Raw genomic sequence first — 18,661 nt, forward strand, 5'->3', positions numbered from 1 at the left:
GGCGTGAGTGGCGTCTGCGGGTGCAGTGGATTGGGCGGCCTCTGTGTGCCAGGTGGCCCGAGTGGCGCCTGTGTGGGGAGTGGCGTAGATGGCGAAGGCCGCGCTCGTGGGGGTTCGAAGGGTGCCTCGCCGTGCCGGATCGAGGCCGGGTGGGCGCGGCGCGGGCGGGCGGCTGCCGTTGGCCGTGCGTGTGGCGTGTGAGGGCCGGGCCGGTTGCGGTTCGGGGCGGGCGGTGCCGTTCGCTGCGCGGATGCGGGTCGGTTCGTCCTGGCTCGGTGTGGTCCTGTCCGGTCTCGGCACGTGACCGATGACCGTCGCCCACGTGCGGTTCGTCTCCGTGGCCTGGGGCGCAGCTTGGCCGGATTCGGTCGTCGCCGTCGGCGGCGTCGCTGTAGCGCCCTGCAGTGGCCCCCGTCCGCGCAGGCTCGGGGCGGTGAGGGCCAGGATCACCGGGTCCGTGGCGACCGCCTGGTCGTCGTTGATGCCCAGGGCGCGGGCCTCGGCCAGGGCCGTGCCGGACGCCGTGCGGCTCTTGGGCGGTTCGTCGAGGAGGGCTCCCGCGAGGGCCTCCTGGGCGTGCAGGGAGACCAGGACCCGGCGGGCCCAGCGGAGCTCCGCGGCCAGGGCAGAGCCGGAGAGCCCGGTCGGTGACGGGATCTCGGTGAGGCGGCGGTCGACGTCCGCGGCGAGGTCGGTCGCCAGCCCGGGCAGGGCGGACGCGAGGCGACCCACCCGCCAGGCCGCGGTGAGCCGGCGCGCTCCGGGTGCCGGGTTGAGCAGTGCGAGCCACCGGAGCCGCGGCGGCACGGCGCCCAGGAGCCGCAGATCGGCGGCGGCACGCCCGGCGACCGTTGTGACCACCGGCATCGAGTTCAGCAGTCGGCGCGGCGCGGTACCTCCGATGTCGAGTGCGGCGGCGAGCCCACGGGCCATCGGCGCCACCCACAGGTCCTCCTCCAACGGCGCCAGCTGCTCGGGCAGCGTCTCCGCCACCGGACCGGGCCCGAGCAGCCGCGCCCCGCGGGCCGGCCGCGCCGCCATCGCGGTGATCGGACGGCTCTGGAACAGCCACAGCCGCCCGTCCGCGTCGAACCCGAACTCGACGTCCTGCGGCCCGCCGAAGACCCGACGGACCTGCCGCGCCAGCCGCGCCAGCCGGAACAGCTCGACGCGCGTGAGCAACGAACCGGAGGGCGTCGCCGGGCCCTCCGAAGACTCCGTCCGCAGGAGCCGTCCGTGCCCGCTCAGCCAGTAGTCGGTGCCGGCCCGCGCGCCGCTGACCAGGCTGTCCGGCCCGCCGCGCACGGCGCTGACCAGCAGCCGGTCGGCCCGCCCCGCGACCGGGTCGGCACCGAACATCACCCCGCCGACCCGTGCCGTGAGCATGGGCTGCACCAGCACCGCCATCGGTGCCGTGGACCCGTCGGACCGGTGTGCCGAGTCGAGCACGGTCTGTACGGCCGTACGAAAGTCCCGCCAGCCGCGTACGTCGAGCACCGAGGCGAACTGACCCGCCAGGGACGACTCCTCGGTGTCCTCCTGCGGGGAGGAGGACCGTACGACGAGCGGGCGGGTGCCGCCGTCGGAGAGCTCGTCCCAGGCGCGCCGCAGGGCGACCGTGTCGCGCGTTGCCTGGTGCGGTATCACGAAACCGGGGAGCACGGGCAGTCCGGCGCGGGCCGCGCGGGCGAGGTTCGCGGCCTTGGACCCCATCAGTCGGGGGATCGCGGTGCCAGGGTGGTCCAGCGGGACGATGGCCGGACCGTACGCCTCGACCTCGCCCAAGGCGACATCGCCCCGGAACTCATCCGCGTCGCGTGCACCTTCTCCGTGACGTTCATCGAGCGTCGTCATCGAACACCCTCCAGGACCGACCGCCAACAGGGGGGACGCGCTGGGGTGGCCCTGCGCCTGACGACGGAACGAAGGATGGGGGCGAGCCGCTGCCGTCCCGGCCCGGGTACGACGACAGCACGCCTCCTGCTCCGATGATCCCACTCCTGTTGCGGATACATGTAGCCCGGAAGCCACTTTTCGGACACATGGGAGAACAAATTGAAATGCGGTGGTATGCCGGGAATGGGCGACTCATTCATGGGTGAATCATTCAACAGTGGCAGCCCTCGCCGCCCGGCCCTCGCACCTCACTCGTCGCCGCCCGGCCCCCGCTCCTCGCCCGGCGGCAGCACCCCGCACAGCGCCTCCAGCGCCGCACCGTACGCATGTTCCGGGGGCGTCGCGTATCCGACGACGACGCCGTCACGGACCGGCATGGCCGTCTCCATGGCGTCCGGGTGCCGGAACTCGGCGAGGCCGTCCAGGGCGATGCCCTGCCAGGTGGCCGCCTTGACCGTGGAGCGCTCGGTGCCCGGCGGCAGCCGCAGCACCGCATGCAGTCCGGCGGCGACGCCGGTGACCTCGACGTGCGGCGCGTGCGTGGCGAGCGCCGCGACGAGGCGGTCGCGGCGGCTCCGGTACCGCTGCCGCATCCGCCGTACATGCCGGTCGTACGCCCCGGAGACGATGAAGTCGGCCAGGCTCAGCTGGTCGAGGACGCTCGCCCACGCCTCCCGCTCGCCCTTGGCCGCGAGCACGTCGTCGACGTAGCGCTCGGGCAGCACCATCCATCCGAGGCGCACCGCCGGCGACAGGCTCTTGCTGACCGAGCCGATGAAGATCACTCGCTCGGGGTCGAGCCCTTGGACGGCGCCGACGGGTCTGCGGTCGTAGCGGAACTCCCCGTCGTAGTCGTCCTCCAGGACGACGCCCCCACGCGCGCGTGCCCAGTCGATCACGGCGGCGCGGCGCTCGGGGTGCAGCGGGCCGCCGGTCGGGAACTGGTGCGCGGGCGTGAGCAGCACGGCCCGCTCGCGCGCCAGCCGGTCGACGCGTGCGCCGTCCTCGTCGAGGGGAAGCGGTACGGTCCGTACGCCCGCGGCGCCGAGCAGTTCCCGGTGGAAGCCCAGCCCGTACGCCTCCACGGCCAGCGGACCGCGCAGCACACCGCCGCCCCCGCCCCTGTCCTGCCCGAACAGCAGCCGCAGGGCGTGCGCGAAGCCGGAGCAGATCACGATCCGGCCCGGCTCGGTGCGCACCCCACGCGCGCGTGCCAGGTACTCGGTGAGCGCCTCCCGCAGTTCCACGCGTCCGGCGGGATCACCGGGCCCGAAGACCTCGTTCGGCGCCTGCTGGAGGGCCCGCCGATAGGAGGCCAGCCAGGCCGCACGCGGGAACGCCGACGCGTCCGGGGTGCCCTGCCGCAGGTCGTGCCGAGGTCCACGCGTGCGTGGAGGCGTCTTACGGGGCATCCGCTCGGCCCCTCGCAGGGATCGGGCGCTCCCCGGCTGCTTCAGGGGGATGGTCGGTACCCCCATGGCCACCCTCGTCCCCGAGCCCTGGCGGGCGGTGAGCCAGCCCTCGGCCACCAGCTCCGCGTACGCGTCGGCCACGGTGTTGCGGGCGACTCCCAGGTCGGCGGCGAGTGAGCGGTACGGCGGCAGCCGGGTGCCGGGCGCGAGCCGCCCACTGCGCACGGCCTCGCGCAGCGCACGGGCCAATGCGGCCCGCCGTCCGCCGGGCTCGCCGGGCCCACCCGGCCCGGACGACCCGGGCGGCTCGGACAGGTCCAGATGCAGGTCGGCACCGATCCGTTCCGCGGAATTGACCCACGATTTTGCCATGGAAATGCACCCTACAGCCGGTCTTTTCGGCCCGTAGGTTCATCCACATGACGACGAACACGATCGACACCAAGCCCGCCGAGTCCATCGCCGAGTCCATCGCCGAGTCCATCGACGAGGCCGAGGCCGCCCGCACCCGCCTCGACTTCGCGAAGTCCGCCCCGAAGGTGTTCCGCGCCCTCATCGGCTTCGACGCCGCCGCCCGCGAGGGCCTCGACCCGGCGCTCGTCGAACTGATCCAGATCCGCGCCTCGCACCTCAACCACTGCGCCTACTGCCTCCACATGCACACCAACGACGCCCGCAAGGCCGGCGAGAGCGAGGACCGGCTGCACCTGGTCGCCGTCTGGCGCGAGGCCCGCCACTTCTTCACCGAGCAGGAACAGGCCGCCCTGGCCCTGACGGAAGCGGTGACCCTGGTGGCCGACGGAGGGGTCTCCGACGAGGCCTACGCCCAGGCCGCAGCACACTTCGACGAAGGGGAACTGGCGCACGTACTGTCCCTGATCCTCACGATCAACACGTGGAACAGGGTGGCGCTGGCGACGGGGAAGGTGGCCGGGACGGACGAACGGCGCTGAGGGAGGCGGCACTGCGGTGCCCAACCCGCCGCGGCCGCCGACCCGTCAAACGGTCATGGGGCGGTCGTACGGCGAGATCGGCGCCGGCAACCGCGAACTCCCCGTCAGATAACGGTCGACGGCCGCTGCCACCGCCCGCCCCTCGGCGATCGCCCACACGATGAGCGACTGCCCCCGGGCGGCATCCCCCGCGGCGAACACGCCGGGGACGTTCGTGGCGAAGCCGGCATCCCGCGTGATCGTGCCGCGAGGCTCCATCTCCAGCCCCAGCTGGTCGATCAGCCCGTCTCCCCGGTCGGGCCCGGAGAAGCCGAGGGCGAGCAGGACGAGGTCGGCCGGCAGCGACCGCCCGGTGTCCGGCAGCGGGCGACGCTGGGCGTCCACCTCGGTCAGTTGCAGCGACCGTACGTGCCCGTCGGCGTCCCCCGTGAAGCGGAGCGTGGAGGCCGCGAACAGCCGCGCGTCCGCGTCCGCCGCGGGTGCCGTCTCCAGATCGCGCGCCTCCTCGTGCGCGGCCGACAGACGGTAGATCTTCGGGTACGTCGGCCAGGGCTCGGCGTCCTCGTCCCGCTCGGCGCCCGGCTGGGCGTAGATGTCCAACTGCGACACGGACGCAGCACCCTCGCGCACGGCGGTGCCGAGACAGTCGGCCCCCGTGTCCCCGCCGCCGACGATGACGACATGCTTCCCGGCGGCGGACATGGGGGACGTCTCCAGTTCTCCCTCGCACACCCTGTTGGCCAGTGGCAGATACTCCATCGCCTGATGGATGCCGCTCAACTCTCGCCCGGGAAGGGGCAGTTCACGCCAGGCCGTGGCCCCCGTGGCGATCACCACGGCGTCGTAGCGCGACCGCAGCTCCGCGGCCCCGATGTCCCGCCCGACCGCCGTCGACGTACGGAACTTGGTCCCCTCGGCCTGCATCTGCTCGATCCGCCGCTCCAGATGGTGCTTCTCCATCTTGAACTCGGGGATGCCGTACCGCATCAGCCCGCCGATCCGGTCGTCCTTCTCGTACACGGCGACCGTGTGCCCCGCCCGGGTCAGCTGCTGCGCCGCGGCGAGCCCGGTGGGCCCCGACCCGATCACCGCGACCGTGCGCCCGGACAGCCGGTCCGGCGGCCGCGGCGGCGTGAACCCCTCTTCCCAGGCCCGGTCGGCGATCGCACACTCGACGTTCTTGATGGTGACGGCCGGCTGGTTGATCGCCAGCACGCAGCCCGCCTCGCACGGCGCCGGGCACAACCGCCCCGTGAACTCGGGGAAGTTGTTCGTCGCGTGCAGCCGGTCGGCGGCCGCCCGCCAGTCCTCCCGCGACACCAGGTCGTTCCACTCGGGGATCAGATTGCCCAGGGGGCAGGCGTCGTGGCAGAAAGGTATGCCGCAGTCCATGCAGCGGTCGGCCTGCTTGCTGATGATGGGCAGCAGCGCCCCGGGGACGTACACCTCGTCCCAGTCCTCGACCCGCTCCTCGACGGGCCGGCGCGGCCAGTCCTGGCGGGGGGTGGTCAGGAAACCCTTGGGATCGGCCATGGCCGTCTTCCTTGCGTGCGCGTGTGACGTGTTGCAGCCGTGCGTCATCGGGCGGCACTCTTTCGGCAACGATACGTCCCACTGGCCACGTGCGCAGAGTGGGGGACAGCGCTTTCTCGGAGTGGATCGACACCGGGGGTGGGTCAGCTGAGCGCCAGTACGTAGCAGACCGTCGCGGCGGCCGAGGCGGCCATGCGAACGTGGTTCCACGTCGTCCACTCGCGCACGTACGTCGGCCAGTAGGCGGCCGCCTCCGGAGTGCCCGCGTCGAGCTTGAGCAGCGCCTCGTTGCGCGGCACGTTCGCCACCATGGTGACCCCGAACGAGCCGAACAGATACAGCGCACTGCCCAGCAGCAGCTCGACCGTCCCCTCGTCCGGCCAGAGTACGAACGTCACCACGGCGATCACCGCGCACAGCACCGCCGACCCGACGAACACCAGCATGAACGCCGGCGTCAACGCCGTCACATTGATCGCCTTCATCGCGGCCACGCCCTGTGCGGGCGGCAGTGCGGCGAGCCCGCGCATCACGAAGGTCGAGAAGGCGCAGAAGACCCCGGCCACGAGACCGGTCCCGACCACACCGATCACGATCAGTACGAAGTACGGTCCATCAATCATGTCAACGTCAACTCCCGCGTCCCGCCGGGATCCTGCCCGGCTCGCTCCATCACTACCAGTGAAAACCTGCACGAGATCAGTGACCATGGCCGAGCGGCGCGAGCACATGCGCGAGCGTCCAGGGGGCGGAGGGCGGGACGCGGCGGCGAACGTCGCGTGGTGGTCGTGCGGTGGTCGCGCCTTGACGGGCAGTGCGCGGGGGGCCGGTTCGCCTGCCGAGGGTTCACCTCCCGGCGGTTCGCCCCGGGGCCCCGCGCGGCGGCATCGGCTCGGCTGTCACTGACTCCGTCGGCTGTCTCCCCGGGCCACCCTCAGCCGATCCCCGACACCTCCGCCCGCCACCCCCGCAACGTCGTCTCCACCGCCGCCGCGATCCGCCGCCGAGCCTCGTGCCGCGGCACCCCGCTCATCAGCAGCTGGTCGTACGGCGTGTCCATATGCCGTACGGACGCCACGACCGCCGACGTCACCGCCCCCTCGGACAGCGCCCGCCCCGCCGCACTCCGCCCCACCCGTCCACTGCCCCGTGCCGACGCATGCGCGGCGATGGCCTGGGCCCGGTCCGCCGGACACCCCGGGAACAGCCGCCCTATCTCCCCGGCGAACGCCTCCGCGAACCGCACGTCCTTCCGCTCCCGCCGCCGAGCGTCCCGCACCCGGCGCCGCCGCCGCGCCTCCGCGTCCGCCAGGCACCGCTCCTCGGCCCGGGCCAGCCCCGCCTCCTCGACGAGGACGCCCTGCCGCTCATAACGGCTCCTGCGTCGGTTGAACCGTACGACCACCGCCGACAGCGCACTCTCCTCCCGAGACCGACGCGTCAACGCCGTGTCGCCCCGTGGCAAGAACACCAGATGCCCGAGGTCGGCACAGTCGAGACACCGCGGCGCACCCTCCTCCAGCACGAGCATCTGCAACGGCCCCGCATGACACTCCGCGCAGCGCCGCCGCTTGAGGGGCTGGATCACGAGAAGGCCGGTGCGGGGCGGGGAAGTTGCGAGGTGTGCCATACCGGTTTCATTCCCCTCGGGGCAGGCCTGGGGAACTCCCTGACCGGGGCAGAGGAGCCGTCTGATCAGGCCGGGGGGCTGCCCGACCGGGTCTGGGGCGGGGGCGAGCGTGGCCGGGGGGGTACTTGATCGGGTCCGGGGCGGCTTGATCGGATTTGGGGGACGGCCTGTTCGGGGGACGGCCTGTTCGGGGGACGGTCTGATTGAGGGCGAGGGCGAGGGCGAGGGCGCGGGCGAGGGCGAAAGCGAGGGTGGGGTCGCGGAGCGCGCCGCACCTCGGCACCACCCTGTCGCATCATGGGCCGTGTGCGACTCGAAGCGATCACCTGGGACCGGCTCGGCGACCTGCTGGCGGAGCGGCTGCTCGACCTGAAGCCGGCCGATGGCAGCCCGTGGCCGCGCATCGCGTTCGACGGCGCCCCGGCGGGCCGCCCGGGAGACCTCGCCGAGCGCGTCGGAGAGGCGCTGCGCATACGCGGCCGCCCCTCGCTCGCCGTCGGCACGGAGGGCTTCCTGCGCCCTGCCTCGATCCGCCTGGAGTACGGCCACCGGGACGTGGACGCCTACTACGACGGCTGGTACGACACCGGTGCCTTGTGGCGCGAGGTCTTCGGCCCCCTCGAACCCGGCGGTGACGGTCGCGTCCTGCCCGACCTGTGGGACCCGGTCACCGACCGAGCCACCCGCAGTTCCCACGTCCAACTCCCGCCCGGCGGCGTCCTGTTGCTGCACGGCCCCCTCCTCTTGCGTCACTGGTTCCCCTTCGACCTGACCGTCCACGTCCTCCTCTCGCCCGGTGCCCTGCGCCGCCGTACCCCCGAGACCGAGCACTGGACCCTCCCCGCCTTCGAGCGCTACGACCACGAGACCGGCCCTGCCGGTACGGCGGACGTCCTGGTACGCGCCGACGATCCGCGGCATCCGGCGTGGAGTGGTTGAGCGGTTGAGCGTTCGTGTAGTTGGGCTATTGAGAAGTTGAGTCGTGATCGGCAGAACCCCTTCTATATGCACGTGCATTTAATTACTCTGTCTCCATGACGACCTCCACGAGTGATCCGATCTCCTTCGACGACTCCGTCCGCTCCCTGCTCGACGGCAGGAACTTCGCCAGCGTGGCCACCCTCGGCCCCGACGGTGCCCCACAGAACTCGGTGGTCTGGATCAAACGCGAGGGCGACACCGTGCTCTTCTCCTCCGTCGACGCCCGGCAGAAGGTGCGCAACCTCCGCCGCGACCCCCGCATCAGCGTCTCGGTCTACGACCTCGCCAACCCCTACACCTCGGTCGAGATCCGCGGCACCGCCGAGATACTCCCGGACGAGGCCAAGCGACTCCCCTTCGAGCTCTCGCACAAGTACCTGGGCATCGACCCGCCCGCCGAGAAGGACGACGAGACCCGTGTGATCATCCGCGTCGTCCCGCGGAAGATCGTGGGCTTCTCGGCCTGAGCGGCGACCGTTGCCGGGGCCGTTACCGCTCGGTTCCGGGTGCGGGTGCCGGGTGGCACGGCGAGAATGAAGGGCGCCGGGACTAGCGGTGCGTCCTGCGCCGCGCCGGCCGTCCGGCATCGGGAGGTACTCCATGACCACTGCCGGAGACATCATGCACCGTGGCGCCCAGTGGATCCCGGCCCACGAGACCCTGGACCGCGCCGCTCAGCTCATGCGCGAGCTGGGCGTCGGAGCCCTGCCCATCAGCGACCAGAACGAACGGCTCTGCGGCATCCTCACCGACCGTGACATCGTCATCGGCTGCGTGGCCATGGGTCGCGACCCGAGCAAGGTCACCGCCGGCGAGATGGCCCACGGCACCCCGCGCTGGATCGATGCCAACGCCGACATCAGCGAGGTGCTCCGGGAGATGAAGGAGCACCAGATCCGCCGGCTCCCGGTCATCGAGAACAAGCGCCTGGTCGGCATGATCAGCGAGGCCGACCTGGCCCGGAACCTGCCGGAGAACGAGGTCGCCCACTGGGCCGAGAGCGTCTACGCCAGGACCACGGCGCCGACGACGCACTGACCCGGCGAACGTCCCCTCACCTTCTGAGCCGTCCCCGTCCGGCCGACCGTGCCGGACGGGGACGCGTCGCAGTCGGCCACAGGTCGGCGGGAGGGAGCGTCAGAGCCATCCGTTGCGCCGGAAGCCTCGGTGCAGCGCCACACACGCGACGGATATCACGCCTATGACCAGCGGATAGCCGTACGTCCAGCGCAGCTCCGGCATGTAGTCGAAGTTCATCCCGTACAGCCCGCACACCATCGTCGGTATGGCGACGATCGCGGCCCATGCCGTGATCTTCCGCATGTCCTCGTTCTGCGCGACCGTGACCTGTGCCAGGTGCGCCTGCAGGATGGAGTTCAGCAGTTCGTCGAAGGCGGCTATCTGCTCCTTGGCCCGCAGCAGATGGTCGGAGACGTCGCGGAAGTAGGCCTGTATCTCCGGCTCGACCACCCGGATGGGACGCGTGGCCAGTTCCTCGAGCGGGCGGCTCAGCGGCACCACGGCCCGCTTCAGTTCGAGGAGTTCCCGCTTGAGCTGGTAGATACGCCCCGGGTCGGCCCGCGCGCCGTTCTCCGCGAACACGTCCGTCTCGACCTGGTCGATGTCCTCCTGCACCGAGTCGGTGACGTTCAGATAGTCGTCGACCACATGGTCCGCGATCGCGTGCAGCACCGCCGCGGGACCCTGGGCGAGCTGCTCGGGGCTCGACTCCAGCTCTTCGCGCAACGGGCCCAGCGAGCCGTGCCGTCCGTGCCGCACCGTGATCACGAAGTCCCGGCCGACGAACACCATGATCTCGCCGGTGTTCACGACCTCGCTCGTCGCCGTGAGTTCCTCGTGCTCGACGTAGCAGACCGTCTTGAACACCGCGAACAGCGTCTCGTCGTAGCGCTCCAGCTTCGGCCGCTGATGCGCCTCGACCGCGTCCTCGACGGCCAGTGGATGCAGGGCGAACAACTCGGCGATGCCCGCGAACTCCTGGTCCGTCGGCTCATGGAGGCCGAGCCAGACGAATCCGGCGCCGCGCTTGCGCACCCTCTGCACGACGTCGACCAGATCGCCGCTCTCCGGGACCCGCACGCCGTCCCGGTACGTCACGCAGTTCACCACCGAGGAGCCCAGCGGGGACCTGGCGGGATGGCTGAGGTCGACGCGGGGGCGCCGTCGAGTCAGCCGTGCCACCTTGCGGAGGCCGCCGACCTTGCTGAGGCCCGTGACCTTCCGCAGATTCCCTGCCATGGACATCTGGATCTCCTTGCGTGGATCTCCCCATTGATGTGCGACTCGCCTCCGGGGCACTCCAGCCCCTTCCGCTCGCTCGCGGTGCGCCGCATCTCTGCGCCGTGGCTGGCCAGTTTGCCAGGTGGGTGTGAGACGTGAGTAAGCCTGTGGGAGCAGGTGGTTCCGCTTTGTTCCCGGCTGTGGATGAAGAGTCCGCGTCGGTGTCGCCGCTCGACGGGGGCGGCCGTACGGGATTCAGGGCCGTCCTGCCGAATTCGGGGCCGCCCTGCCGAGCGTCGCCCCCTTCGGACAAGGAGGACAACTGGGATGATCGCATCATGACGCGAACCGACGGGTATCTCCTCGACAATCGGCAGGACGAGGCGGGAGAGCGCTTCGATGCCTTCGCCACCCTTTTCGACCCCACGACGTTCCGACACCTCGAACGGCTTGGTGTCGGACCCGGCTGGCTCTGCTGGGAGGTGGGCGCCGGCGGCACCTCCGTGGTGTCCTGGCTGGCCAAGAAGGTCGGCCCGACCGGACGGGTCGTCGCGACCGACATCGACACCTCACGGCTCACCCCGGCCGCCCGTCCGCCGGTCGAGGTCCGCGTCCACGACGTGGGTGCGGACGAGGCGCCGGGGGAGGGCTTCGATCTGGTGCACGCCCGGCTCGTGCTCGTGCATGTGCCGGACCGCGAACGGGCGTTGCGCTCGATGATCAGCGCCCTGCGTCCCGGCGGCCGGCTCCTGATCGAGGACGCCGACCCCGCTCTGCAGCCCCTGCTCTGCCCCGACGAGTACGGACCCGAACAGCAACTGGCGAACCGACTCCGCAGCGGCTTCCGCAAACTGCTGGCCGACCGTGGCGCCGACCTCTCCTACGGCCGCAGGCTCCCTCGTCTGCTCCGTGAGGCAGGTCTGCGCCAGGTGGAGGCCGACGCGTACTTCCCGGTCGCCTCGCCTGCCTGCGCCGACTTGGAGTCCGCCACCATCCGTCATATCCGCGACCAACTCGTCACCGAGGGCCTCGCCACCGACGAGGACATCGACCGCCACCTCGCCAACGTCGCCGCCGGTGGCATGGACCTGGCCACCGCCCCGATGATCTCGGCATGGGGCCGCAAGGCGTAGGCAGGCAGCGAGAGCTGACGTGGATTCAGCAGAGGCCGCTGAGGCAGCAGGGGCAGCGGTGCAGTAGGGGCCGGTTGCCGTCACTTCGACGTGGGCGGCCTTCCACCCACCCGGTTCACTGCCAGCGCGCCCGCCCGGCACCCCTCCCGCGCCGCATCCTCGGGTCCGGCACCCGCGAGCAGGGCCGCGAGGAAGGCGCCCGTGAAGGCGTCGCCCGCTCCCGTGGTGTCCCTCGGCGTCGCCGGCGCGGCGGGGACGTGGGCACGCACGGCGCCGGACCGGGCCACCAGCGCACCGTCCGCGCCCTGCTTGGCGACCACCAGCGGCACATGGCGGCTCAGCTTGGCTGCCGCGTCCGCCGCGTCGGCCAACCCCGTGAGCAGGCATGCCTCGTCACGGCTGGGCAGCAGGACGTCCACTCCTTCCACCAGCGCCAGGCAACGGTCGACGCCCAGCTCCACGAGGAAACCGGCCGAAGCCGGATCCAGGCTCACCGGCACACCACGCGCGCGTGCCGACGCCAGAGCCACCGCCACCAGCGCCCGGCTCGGCTCGGAGAACAGCAGGTAGCCCGAGAGATGCAGCCGGGCGACACCGTCGAGGAGCGCGTCCGACCAGTCCTCGGGGCCGAGCCGCAGAGACGCCCCGCTGTCGGTGAGGAACGTCCGCTCGGCAGCGGCGCCCGTGTCGACCAGGCAGATCACCGTCCCGGTCGGCGCCTGCGGATCCACGACGAGACGAGGCCGTACTCCGCTCGCAGTCAGCTCCCGCTCGTGCCACGCGGCCGCGTCCGCGCCGACCCGCCCCAGCAGCCGCACCTCCGCAGCACCCCAATGCGCGGCCCAGCAGGCCACGTTGGCGCCCGCGCCGCCCGGCACCGTCCGGATGGCCGCGGCCGTGTCCGTACCCGGGGCCAGTGGCCCCCGGTGTCGGGCGATGACGTCCGTCACCACGTCCCCGACGACCAGCAGCGCGCCGTCGCGCGCGTCGGCAGGGACGGGCCCGTTCCCCGGCTCGCTCACGCACCGGCCCAGGCCGCCGCGATCCGCCCCGCCAGCCGTACGTTGCCGCGCACCGCCGCAAGATTCGCGCTCAGTGAGGCCCCGTCCGTGTTCCGTACCAAGTAGTCCAGCAGGAACGGCGTAACCGCCTGACCGGTGATGCCCTGCTCCTCGCACGCGTGCAGTGCGTCGGCGAGCACACGCGCGTGCAGCTCGGGATCCAACTGCTCCGCCTCCGGTACCGGATTGGCGACGATCAGCGCCGACTCCGGCCCGTCCAGCGCGTCCTGAGCGCGCATCACCTCAGCCACTTCCCGAGCCGACTGAAGCGTCCAGTCCACCGGATGCCCCGAGTCGGAGAGATAGAAGCCGGGGAAGTGCTCCGTGCGGTAGCCGGCGACCGCGACACCGAGGGTCTCCAGCCGCTGCAGGGTCGCCGGGACATCCAGGATCGACTTCACGCCGGCGCACACCACCGTGATCCGCGTGCGCGCCAGCAGCCCCAGGTCGGCCGACTCGTCCTGCGTCACCGTCCACTCCCGGTGCACGCCGCCCAGCCCGCCCGTCGCGAACACCCGTACGCCCGCGAGGGCCGCGAGCAGAGCCGTCGCCGACACCGTGGTCGCCCCGCTCGCCCCGGAGGCCACCGCGAGCGGCAGATCCCGGTGCCCCAGCTTGCGGATCCCGTCCTCGTTCGCGATCCGCTCCAACTGCTCCTTGTCCAGTCCGACATGGGGCCGCCCGTCCAGCACCGCGATCGTCGCGGGAACCGCGCCCTCCCGTCGTACGACGTCCTCCAGCTCCAGGGCCACCTGAAGATTGCGCGGGCGGGGCAGCCCGTGCGCGATGATCGTGGACTCCAGGGCCACTACGGGTTGACGCGCGTTGATCGCCTCCCGTACTTCTTCGGACACCACCAGCACCACGCGCCTGCCTCCTGTCGTTCGGTCTTCCCTCATCTCTGGCGGGCGGCACGCCCGGTCAAACCCTTGCGGCCTGTGGGAGACGACACCAGCCTTGGACGCATGACCGACAACACGACACGTCTCGACCACGTGGTCCTGTGGGTGAGCGACCCGGCCGCCTCGGCCGAGTTCTACGAGAAGACGCTCGGCATGGCGCCCATCAGGCTCAGCGAGTTCACCGCAGGCGAGGCGCCGTTCCCCTCGGTGCGCGTCAACGAGGAGACCATCCTCGACCTCATGCCGATGGCCATGGCGGAGCGCATGAAGATGCTCCCCGGAGCCGCCCGGAGCGCGGGACATCCGGTCAATCACGTCTGCCTGTCCTTGCCGGAGGCCGACTTCCACGGGCTGCGCACCCACCTGGAGGAGCACGACGTACCCGTGTCGGACTACTCGTACGACTCCTTCGGCGCTCGCGGCAAGGCCAGGCGCAGCTTCTACTTCCGCGACCCCGACGGCAACATCTTCGAGGCCCGGCACTACGACTAGCGCGCTACGCCGTCCAGCGCTCGATGCGGAGTCGAGCACGTACTTCCGGGGTCGTCCGTGACGTACAGCCCGGGGGTGCCGTGAGCACTGCCCGCGCGCGTGAACCCGGTGCCGACACTGGCGGCCGACGTTCTCGGGCGCGGCACCCGGTCCGTCCGGAAACTCGAGTAGTCGAGTGATCGCCCTCCCTTCGGCCCGGTGACTTCCTGGCCTCCTCCGTCCCCGGCGCGTCAGGCGTGCCGGCGAGCCACGCCTGACGTCAGTCGCCCGCCGGAACGGCGGCCGCCCGTCTGCGTGTGAACAGCGCCAGCGCCGCCAGCGGGAGCAGCAGGCAGGCGGCGGTGAAGTTCAGCCAGCCGTAGCTCGCCTTGGCGACCACGAGCCCGGCGGCCGCCCCACCGACGCCCGCGGAGGCGTTCATGACGAGGTCCGACAGCCCCTGAGCGGCGGCCCGCGCGGGCTGCGGCACCGAGTCCGTGAGCAGCGCGGACCCGGAGACGAGCCCCGCCGACCAGCCGAGGCCCAGCACGAAGAGCCCGACGGCCGTCTGCCCGTGGCCGGCGCCTGCCGTGCCCGCGAGGAACACCGCGCATGCCAGCAGCCCCACGGCGAGCCCGATCCCGGGCAGCCGCCCCAGCCGGTCCGACAACCGCCCCATGAGCGGCGCGAACGCGTACATGCCGGCGATGTGCCCGCTGATGACCAGCCCGATCAGATCGATGCCCGCACCGTGGTGGGCCAGGTCGACCGGGGTCATCGCCATCACCGACACCATCGCCGTGTGCGCCACGGCAACGGTCACCACCGCGAGCCGCGCCCGCGGGGAGGCGGCCACGGCTGCCATCCCTGCGCGCAGCGAGCGGGCCGCGGCCGAGTGCTCATCGTCCGGCGCGAGCGCACGCGCCGTCAGCAGCGGGTCCGGCCGCAGCAGTACGGCCACTACGACCGCGGATATCAGGAAGATCCCGGCTGCCCACAGGAACGGACCCGCCGCCGCGGGTATCCCGAGGCCCGTGACGCTACGACCGGCGGGCGAGGCGATGTTCGGGCCGAGGACCGCGCCGATGGTGGTGGCCCACACGACGAGGGAGATGGCACGGGCCCGCCGCTCCGGCTCGGCCAGATCGGCGGCCGCGAACCGCGCCTGGAGGTTCGCCGACGAGGCCGCGCCGAACGCGGCCATCCCGCAGAGCAGCAGCGGAAAGCTCCCGATGCCGGCCGCGACCACCGTGACACCGGCGCCCACGGCTCCGATGAGATAGGCCAGGACGAGCCCCGGACGCCGCCCCCGCGCGGTCATCAGCGCGGCCAGCGGCATCGACAACACCGCCGTACCGGCCACGGTCGCGGTGGGCGCGAGCCCGGACAGCGACTCGGTGCCGCTGACCTCCGTCGCCAGGACGGCCGCGAGCGCGATGCCGGTGGCGACGCCCAGCCCGCCCAGGATCTGCGTCGCGATCAGCACGGCCGAGATACGGCGCCGCAGGGCCGGCAACCGGTCGGGCGTGACGGACGCGACGGCCTGACGCTCGACGGCGGTCACGAAGCACGCCGGGCTGTACGGTGCGTCCGGGCGGCCGACATGGGGCGCACCGGACCTGTCGGCACGGGACAGCACACCTGACCGGCCGCGTACATGTGGGTGAATAGTGTCGTCACAGGCGCAGTCTCCCCCCTCTTCTCCCGCTTGTCCTCTCTCGCTGCCTTCTCTCGCCTGTCCAACTCTGCGAAAGACCGGAAGCCTCAGAACAGCGGCTCCGGCAGCACCCCCTCCAGCGCGAGCAGCTTCCGCTTGGTCTCCAGGCCGCCCCCGAACCCGCCGATGCCGCCGTCGCTCTCCACGACCCGGTGGCAGGGCACGACGACCGGCAGCGGATTGGCGCCCATGGCCGTCCCCACCGCCTGAGCCGCGCCCGGCTGCCCGACGCGTCCGGCCAGATCGCCGTATCCGACGACCGTGCCGTACGGGACACCGGACGCCAGCTCGCGCAGCACCTGCCGGTTGAAGCCGGAGATGAGCGACCAGTCCAGCGGCAGCTCGAAGTCGCGTCGGGCGCCCGCGAAGTACTCCTCCACCTGACGTATCGCCTCGGCCAGCAGCGGAGAGCCGGGCGCCTCGACCGGCTCGGCGCCCAGCCGGGACGCCAGCTGGTCGAGCGCCTTGTCACGCACCCTCTCCGTGGCGTGGAACACGACGCTGACCAGGCCGCCGCGGGTCGCGGCCAGCATCAGCGGACCGATGTCGGTACCGACGACGGCCCACACGACCTGCTGCTCGTACTGCCCATGGCTGTCCATGCGCCCACCGTACGACCCGCCACTGACAACGCCCCGGGAGCGGGCCCCGGCTGCCGGGCGGGGGTGCCGGCGCTGTCGGGCCTCAGCCCTCGGGGAACGCGTCCCGCACCACGTCGGGGTTGTTGGTGATGATGCCGTCGACTCCGTACCTGCCGACCAGCCGGGCGGTGTCCGCGTCGTTCACGGTCCAGGTGAAGACCTCCAGCGGCCCGCCGTGCGGTCCTTCGAGCTCATGGACGGAGGCGACATAGTCCGTGGAGATGGAGGAGTGCGAGGGGTTGATCTGGTCGGTGAAGTTCGCGTACCAGGACAGGTCCGCCACGGGCGGCGTCCCCAGGAAGCCGGTCTTCACAGCCGGCTTCAGCTCGTGGACGCTTCGCACGCTGTCGACGCTGAAGCTCTGCACGATCAGCCGGCTCGCGAGGTGGTCCGGGTCGAGCCATCCCTCATTGCCCAGGACCTTGAGGGTCTGCTGCTCGATGCCCGGGTACAGGTCGGGGTTCTTGATCTCCAGGAGCAGCTTCTGGTGGTGCAGCTCCACGCGATCCATGAACTGCTCCAGCGTCGGTACGCGCTCGCCCGCGTACGCGGGGCCGAACCAACTGCCCGCGTCCAGGTGGGCGATCTCGGCGGCGGTGAAGTCCTTCACCTTCCACGGCGCACGGCCGGGGAAGACCTCCTCCACATCGGTCGTGCGCTTCAGATTGTCGTCGTGGAGGACGACCAGCTCGCCGTCCTTGGTGCGCTGGACGTCGTTCTCGACCCAGCTGATGCCCAACTCGGCGGCCTCGTCGACGGCGGCCAGCGTGTTCTCGGGGGCGTAGGCGGAGGCACCCCGGTGGGCGATGATCGTGGGCCGCTCGGCGCCGGCCCGGGCGGCGGAGGCGGGGAGCAGAAGAGCGGCGGCTCCCAGGAGCGCGGTCGTCGTGGCGGCTACAGCGCGCGCGTGCATGCGTACTCCTCGCGTCGAGCGATCACGGACAGCTCAACTGTGACAGCAGAGGGTCAACAGCGGGGGAGTGCAGAATGGCCACAGATTGAATGGAGTTGCCCGGGCCCGCTCACTTGTGCCGCACAACTGGGGCAAGGCCGTGTTTCTTTGCCGGAGAATCGTTCGACCATTCCGGTGGGGGTTACTCTCTGCCTCAACCCTGACCGCTCGGTCGGTCGTGGGAGGGGGCGCATTTCAGAGAGTTCCGGGACGTAAGAGGGCGGGAAAGGCAGCTGCGTATGCAGGGCACGATCGACGGATTCAGCTACGGACTCGTCACACCGCTGGTGGCCTACCTGATGGCTTGCCTCGGTGGTGCCCTCGGCCTGCGCTGCACCACCAGATCGATGCTCGTCTCGCAGTCCTGGCGCCCGGGCTGGCTCGCCCTGGGATCGGCGGCCATCGGCTCCGGCATTTGGACCATGCACTTCGTCGCGATGATGGGGTTCACGGTCAAGGAGACGCCGATCCACTACGACAAGCTGATGACGTTCGCGAGCCTGGCCGTCGCCATCGTCATGGTGGGCATCGGGATCTTCATCGTCGGTTACAAGGGCGCCAGCGGAACGGCCCTGTTCACCGGCGGCACCATCACCGGCCTGGGCATCGCCTCCATGCACTACCTGGGCATGGCCGGCATGCGGCTCGACGGCAGGCTGGAGTACAACACGTTCACCGTCTCCGCCTCCGTCGTCATAGCGATGGTTGCGGCCACCGCCGCCCTGTGGGCCGCCGGGCAGGTCAGAGGGTTCCTGTGGAGCGTGGGCGCGAGCCTCGTCATGGGCCTCGCCGTCAGCGGCATGCACTACACCGGCATGGCCGCCCTCAGCGTCCATCTCCACGGCACGGAGGCCCCCTCGACGGGTGACTCGCCGGCCTCCCTGCTCGCGCCGATGCTGGTCGGGCCACTCGCCTTCCTGCTCCTCGCGGGCGTGGTCGTGCTGTTCGACCCACAGATGGTCATGGGGAGACCCACCAGGGGTCCCGTCGAGCACAAACCGGGCGTACCGGCCCACGCCACCGTCCCGCCCCCGACCCGCCGCCCGCCGCTGCGGCCTCGCCGGACCCTCGGGCACCGGGACTCCCGCACCCCGCAGAACCACTGATCGGACCGCGTTGTCAGTGGCGGGTCGTACGG

18 protein-coding genes are annotated in these 18,661 nt (G+C 71.6%); 7 read left to right on the plus strand and 11 right to left on the minus strand.

The window, feature by feature from the left end; all coding sequences use genetic code 11:
* Together ADL12_RS42560 and pdxR are read right to left on the minus strand one after the other, a co-directional pair.
* Positions 1-1,854, minus strand: a 1,854-nt coding sequence (locus ADL12_RS42560; protein ID WP_107120172.1) for a PEP/pyruvate-binding domain-containing protein, incomplete at its 3' end; no start/stop codon positions are given.
* Between the two features lie 290 nt (positions 1,855-2,144).
* Positions 2,145-3,680, minus strand: coding sequence for a MocR-like pyridoxine biosynthesis transcription factor PdxR (gene pdxR, locus ADL12_RS42565; protein WP_062713563.1), 1,536 nt, complete (start codon positions 3,678-3,680; stop codon positions 2,145-2,147).
* Positions 3,681-3,727: 47 nt separating this feature from the next.
* On the opposite strand from pdxR, the gene ADL12_RS42570 reads away from it, so the two are divergent.
* A complete protein-coding gene (locus ADL12_RS42570; RefSeq protein WP_062713565.1) occupies positions 3,728-4,261 on the plus strand; it encodes a carboxymuconolactone decarboxylase family protein in 534 nt (177 codons plus the stop codon).
* A gap of 45 nt (positions 4,262-4,306) precedes the next feature.
* Here ADL12_RS42570 and ADL12_RS42575 read toward each other — a convergent pair whose 3' ends face one another.
* From ADL12_RS42575 to ADL12_RS42585, 3 genes are all read right to left on the minus strand, one after another.
* Positions 4,307-5,794 carry a glutamate synthase subunit beta gene (locus ADL12_RS42575; protein WP_062713567.1) on the minus strand — a complete coding sequence of 496 codons (1,488 nt, stop codon included), beginning with the start codon at positions 5,792-5,794 and terminating at the stop codon, positions 4,307-4,309.
* 143 nt (positions 5,795-5,937) lie between these two features.
* The gene (locus ADL12_RS42580) at positions 5,938-6,417 is read right to left on the minus strand and encodes an anthrone oxygenase family protein (protein ID WP_062713570.1); all 480 of its coding nucleotides are present in this window, start codon (positions 6,415-6,417) and stop codon (positions 5,938-5,940) included.
* A gap of 311 nt (positions 6,418-6,728) precedes the next feature.
* Positions 6,729-7,424, minus strand: a complete 696-nt coding sequence (locus tag ADL12_RS42585) for a DUF2293 domain-containing protein (RefSeq protein WP_062713572.1) — start codon at positions 7,422-7,424, stop codon at positions 6,729-6,731.
* A 297-nt stretch (positions 7,425-7,721) separates the two neighbouring features.
* Between ADL12_RS42585 and ADL12_RS42590 the strand changes: the two genes are divergently transcribed.
* The 3 genes from ADL12_RS42590 (at position 7,722) to ADL12_RS42600 (ending at position 9,443) form a co-directional block, all read left to right on the plus strand.
* Entirely contained in the window at positions 7,722-8,363 is a 642-nt protein-coding gene (locus ADL12_RS42590) for a nucleoside/nucleotide kinase family protein (protein ID WP_208614734.1), read from the plus strand.
* Positions 8,364-8,458: 95 nt separating this feature from the next.
* A complete protein-coding gene (locus tag ADL12_RS42595; protein WP_062713573.1) occupies positions 8,459-8,872 on the plus strand; it encodes a PPOX class F420-dependent oxidoreductase in 414 nt (137 codons plus the stop codon).
* 133 nt (positions 8,873-9,005) lie between these two features.
* Entirely contained in the window at positions 9,006-9,443 is a 438-nt protein-coding gene (locus ADL12_RS42600) for a CBS domain-containing protein (RefSeq protein WP_062713575.1), read from the plus strand.
* 99 nt (positions 9,444-9,542) lie between these two features.
* Here the strand turns inward: ADL12_RS42600 and ADL12_RS42605 are convergent, their stop codons facing one another.
* Positions 9,543-10,670: a magnesium and cobalt transport protein CorA gene (locus ADL12_RS42605; RefSeq protein ID WP_062713577.1), complete on the minus strand. Its 1,128-nt coding sequence runs from the start codon at positions 10,668-10,670 to the stop codon at positions 9,543-9,545.
* A 314-nt stretch (positions 10,671-10,984) separates the two neighbouring features.
* On the opposite strand from ADL12_RS42605, the gene ADL12_RS42610 reads away from it, so the two are divergent.
* Complete coding sequence (locus tag ADL12_RS42610; RefSeq protein ID WP_062713579.1) at positions 10,985-11,779, plus strand: methyltransferase; 795 nt, start codon at positions 10,985-10,987, stop codon at positions 11,777-11,779.
* 80 nt (positions 11,780-11,859) lie between these two features.
* Here ADL12_RS42610 and ADL12_RS42615 read toward each other — a convergent pair whose 3' ends face one another.
* Both ADL12_RS42615 and ADL12_RS42620 read right to left on the minus strand, forming a co-directional pair.
* A complete protein-coding gene (locus ADL12_RS42615; RefSeq protein WP_062713581.1) occupies positions 11,860-12,801 on the minus strand; it encodes a carbohydrate kinase family protein in 942 nt (313 codons plus the stop codon).
* Complete coding sequence (locus ADL12_RS42620) at positions 12,798-13,706, minus strand: pseudouridine-5'-phosphate glycosidase (protein ID WP_062713583.1); 909 nt, start codon at positions 13,704-13,706, stop codon at positions 12,798-12,800. Before ADL12_RS42620 ends, ADL12_RS42615 begins: the two co-directional genes overlap by 4 nt.
* Before the next feature lie 99 nt (positions 13,707-13,805).
* On the opposite strand from ADL12_RS42620, the gene ADL12_RS42625 reads away from it, so the two are divergent.
* Positions 13,806-14,234 (plus strand): VOC family protein, encoded by a 429-nt coding sequence (locus ADL12_RS42625; protein WP_062713585.1) that lies wholly within the window; start codon positions 13,806-13,808, stop codon positions 14,232-14,234.
* A 259-nt stretch (positions 14,235-14,493) separates the two neighbouring features.
* Here ADL12_RS42625 and ADL12_RS42630 read toward each other — a convergent pair whose 3' ends face one another.
* The 3 genes from ADL12_RS42630 to ADL12_RS42640 form a co-directional block, all read right to left on the minus strand.
* The gene (locus ADL12_RS42630; RefSeq protein ID WP_062713774.1) at positions 14,494-15,777 is read right to left on the minus strand and encodes an MFS transporter; all 1,284 of its coding nucleotides are present in this window, start codon (positions 15,775-15,777) and stop codon (positions 14,494-14,496) included.
* Between the two features lie 200 nt (positions 15,778-15,977).
* A complete protein-coding gene (locus ADL12_RS42635) occupies positions 15,978-16,532 on the minus strand; it encodes a methylated-DNA--[protein]-cysteine S-methyltransferase (protein WP_062713588.1) in 555 nt (184 codons plus the stop codon).
* An 82-nt stretch (positions 16,533-16,614) separates the two neighbouring features.
* Positions 16,615-17,484 (minus strand): glycerophosphodiester phosphodiesterase, encoded by an 870-nt coding sequence (locus ADL12_RS42640; RefSeq protein ID WP_062713589.1) that lies wholly within the window; start codon positions 17,482-17,484, stop codon positions 16,615-16,617.
* 278 nt (positions 17,485-17,762) lie between these two features.
* Between ADL12_RS42640 and ADL12_RS42645 the strand changes: the two genes are divergently transcribed.
* Complete coding sequence (locus ADL12_RS42645; RefSeq protein ID WP_062713592.1) at positions 17,763-18,629, plus strand: MHYT domain-containing protein; 867 nt, start codon at positions 17,763-17,765, stop codon at positions 18,627-18,629.
* The last annotated feature ends 32 nt before the right edge of the window (positions 18,630-18,661 follow it).

The organism is Streptomyces regalis, from assembly GCF_001509475.1.
Classification (GTDB): Bacteria; Actinomycetota; Actinomycetes; order Streptomycetales; family Streptomycetaceae; genus Streptomyces; species Streptomyces regalis.

Coding starts and splice junctions, on each gene's coding strand:
- ADL12_RS42640 (WP_062713589.1), bottom strand. CDS start 17,484: ATGCACGCGCGCGCTGTAGCCGCCACGACGACCGCGCTCCTGGGAGCC.
- ADL12_RS42595 (WP_062713573.1), top strand. CDS start 8,459: ATGACGACCTCCACGAGTGATCCGATCTCCTTCGACGACTCCGTCCGC.
- ADL12_RS42600 (WP_062713575.1), top strand. CDS start 9,006: ATGACCACTGCCGGAGACATCATGCACCGTGGCGCCCAGTGGATCCCG.
- ADL12_RS42585 (WP_062713572.1), bottom strand. CDS start 7,424: ATGGCACACCTCGCAACTTCCCCGCCCCGCACCGGCCTTCTCGTGATC.
- ADL12_RS42590 (WP_208614734.1), top strand. CDS start 7,722: ATGGGCCGTGTGCGACTCGAAGCGATCACCTGGGACCGGCTCGGCGAC.
- ADL12_RS42610 (WP_062713579.1), top strand. CDS start 10,985: ATGACGCGAACCGACGGGTATCTCCTCGACAATCGGCAGGACGAGGCG.
- ADL12_RS42605 (WP_062713577.1), bottom strand. CDS start 10,670: ATGTCCATGGCAGGGAATCTGCGGAAGGTCACGGGCCTCAGCAAGGTC.
- ADL12_RS42645 (WP_062713592.1), top strand. CDS start 17,763: ATGCAGGGCACGATCGACGGATTCAGCTACGGACTCGTCACACCGCTG.
- ADL12_RS42570 (WP_062713565.1), top strand. CDS start 3,728: ATGACGACGAACACGATCGACACCAAGCCCGCCGAGTCCATCGCCGAG.
- pdxR (WP_062713563.1), bottom strand. CDS start 3,680: ATGGCAAAATCGTGGGTCAATTCCGCGGAACGGATCGGTGCCGACCTG.
- ADL12_RS42575 (WP_062713567.1), bottom strand. CDS start 5,794: ATGGCCGATCCCAAGGGTTTCCTGACCACCCCCCGCCAGGACTGGCCG.
- ADL12_RS42625 (WP_062713585.1), top strand. CDS start 13,806: ATGACCGACAACACGACACGTCTCGACCACGTGGTCCTGTGGGTGAGC.
- ADL12_RS42580 (WP_062713570.1), bottom strand. CDS start 6,417: ATGATTGATGGACCGTACTTCGTACTGATCGTGATCGGTGTGGTCGGG.
- ADL12_RS42635 (WP_062713588.1), bottom strand. CDS start 16,532: ATGGACAGCCATGGGCAGTACGAGCAGCAGGTCGTGTGGGCCGTCGTC.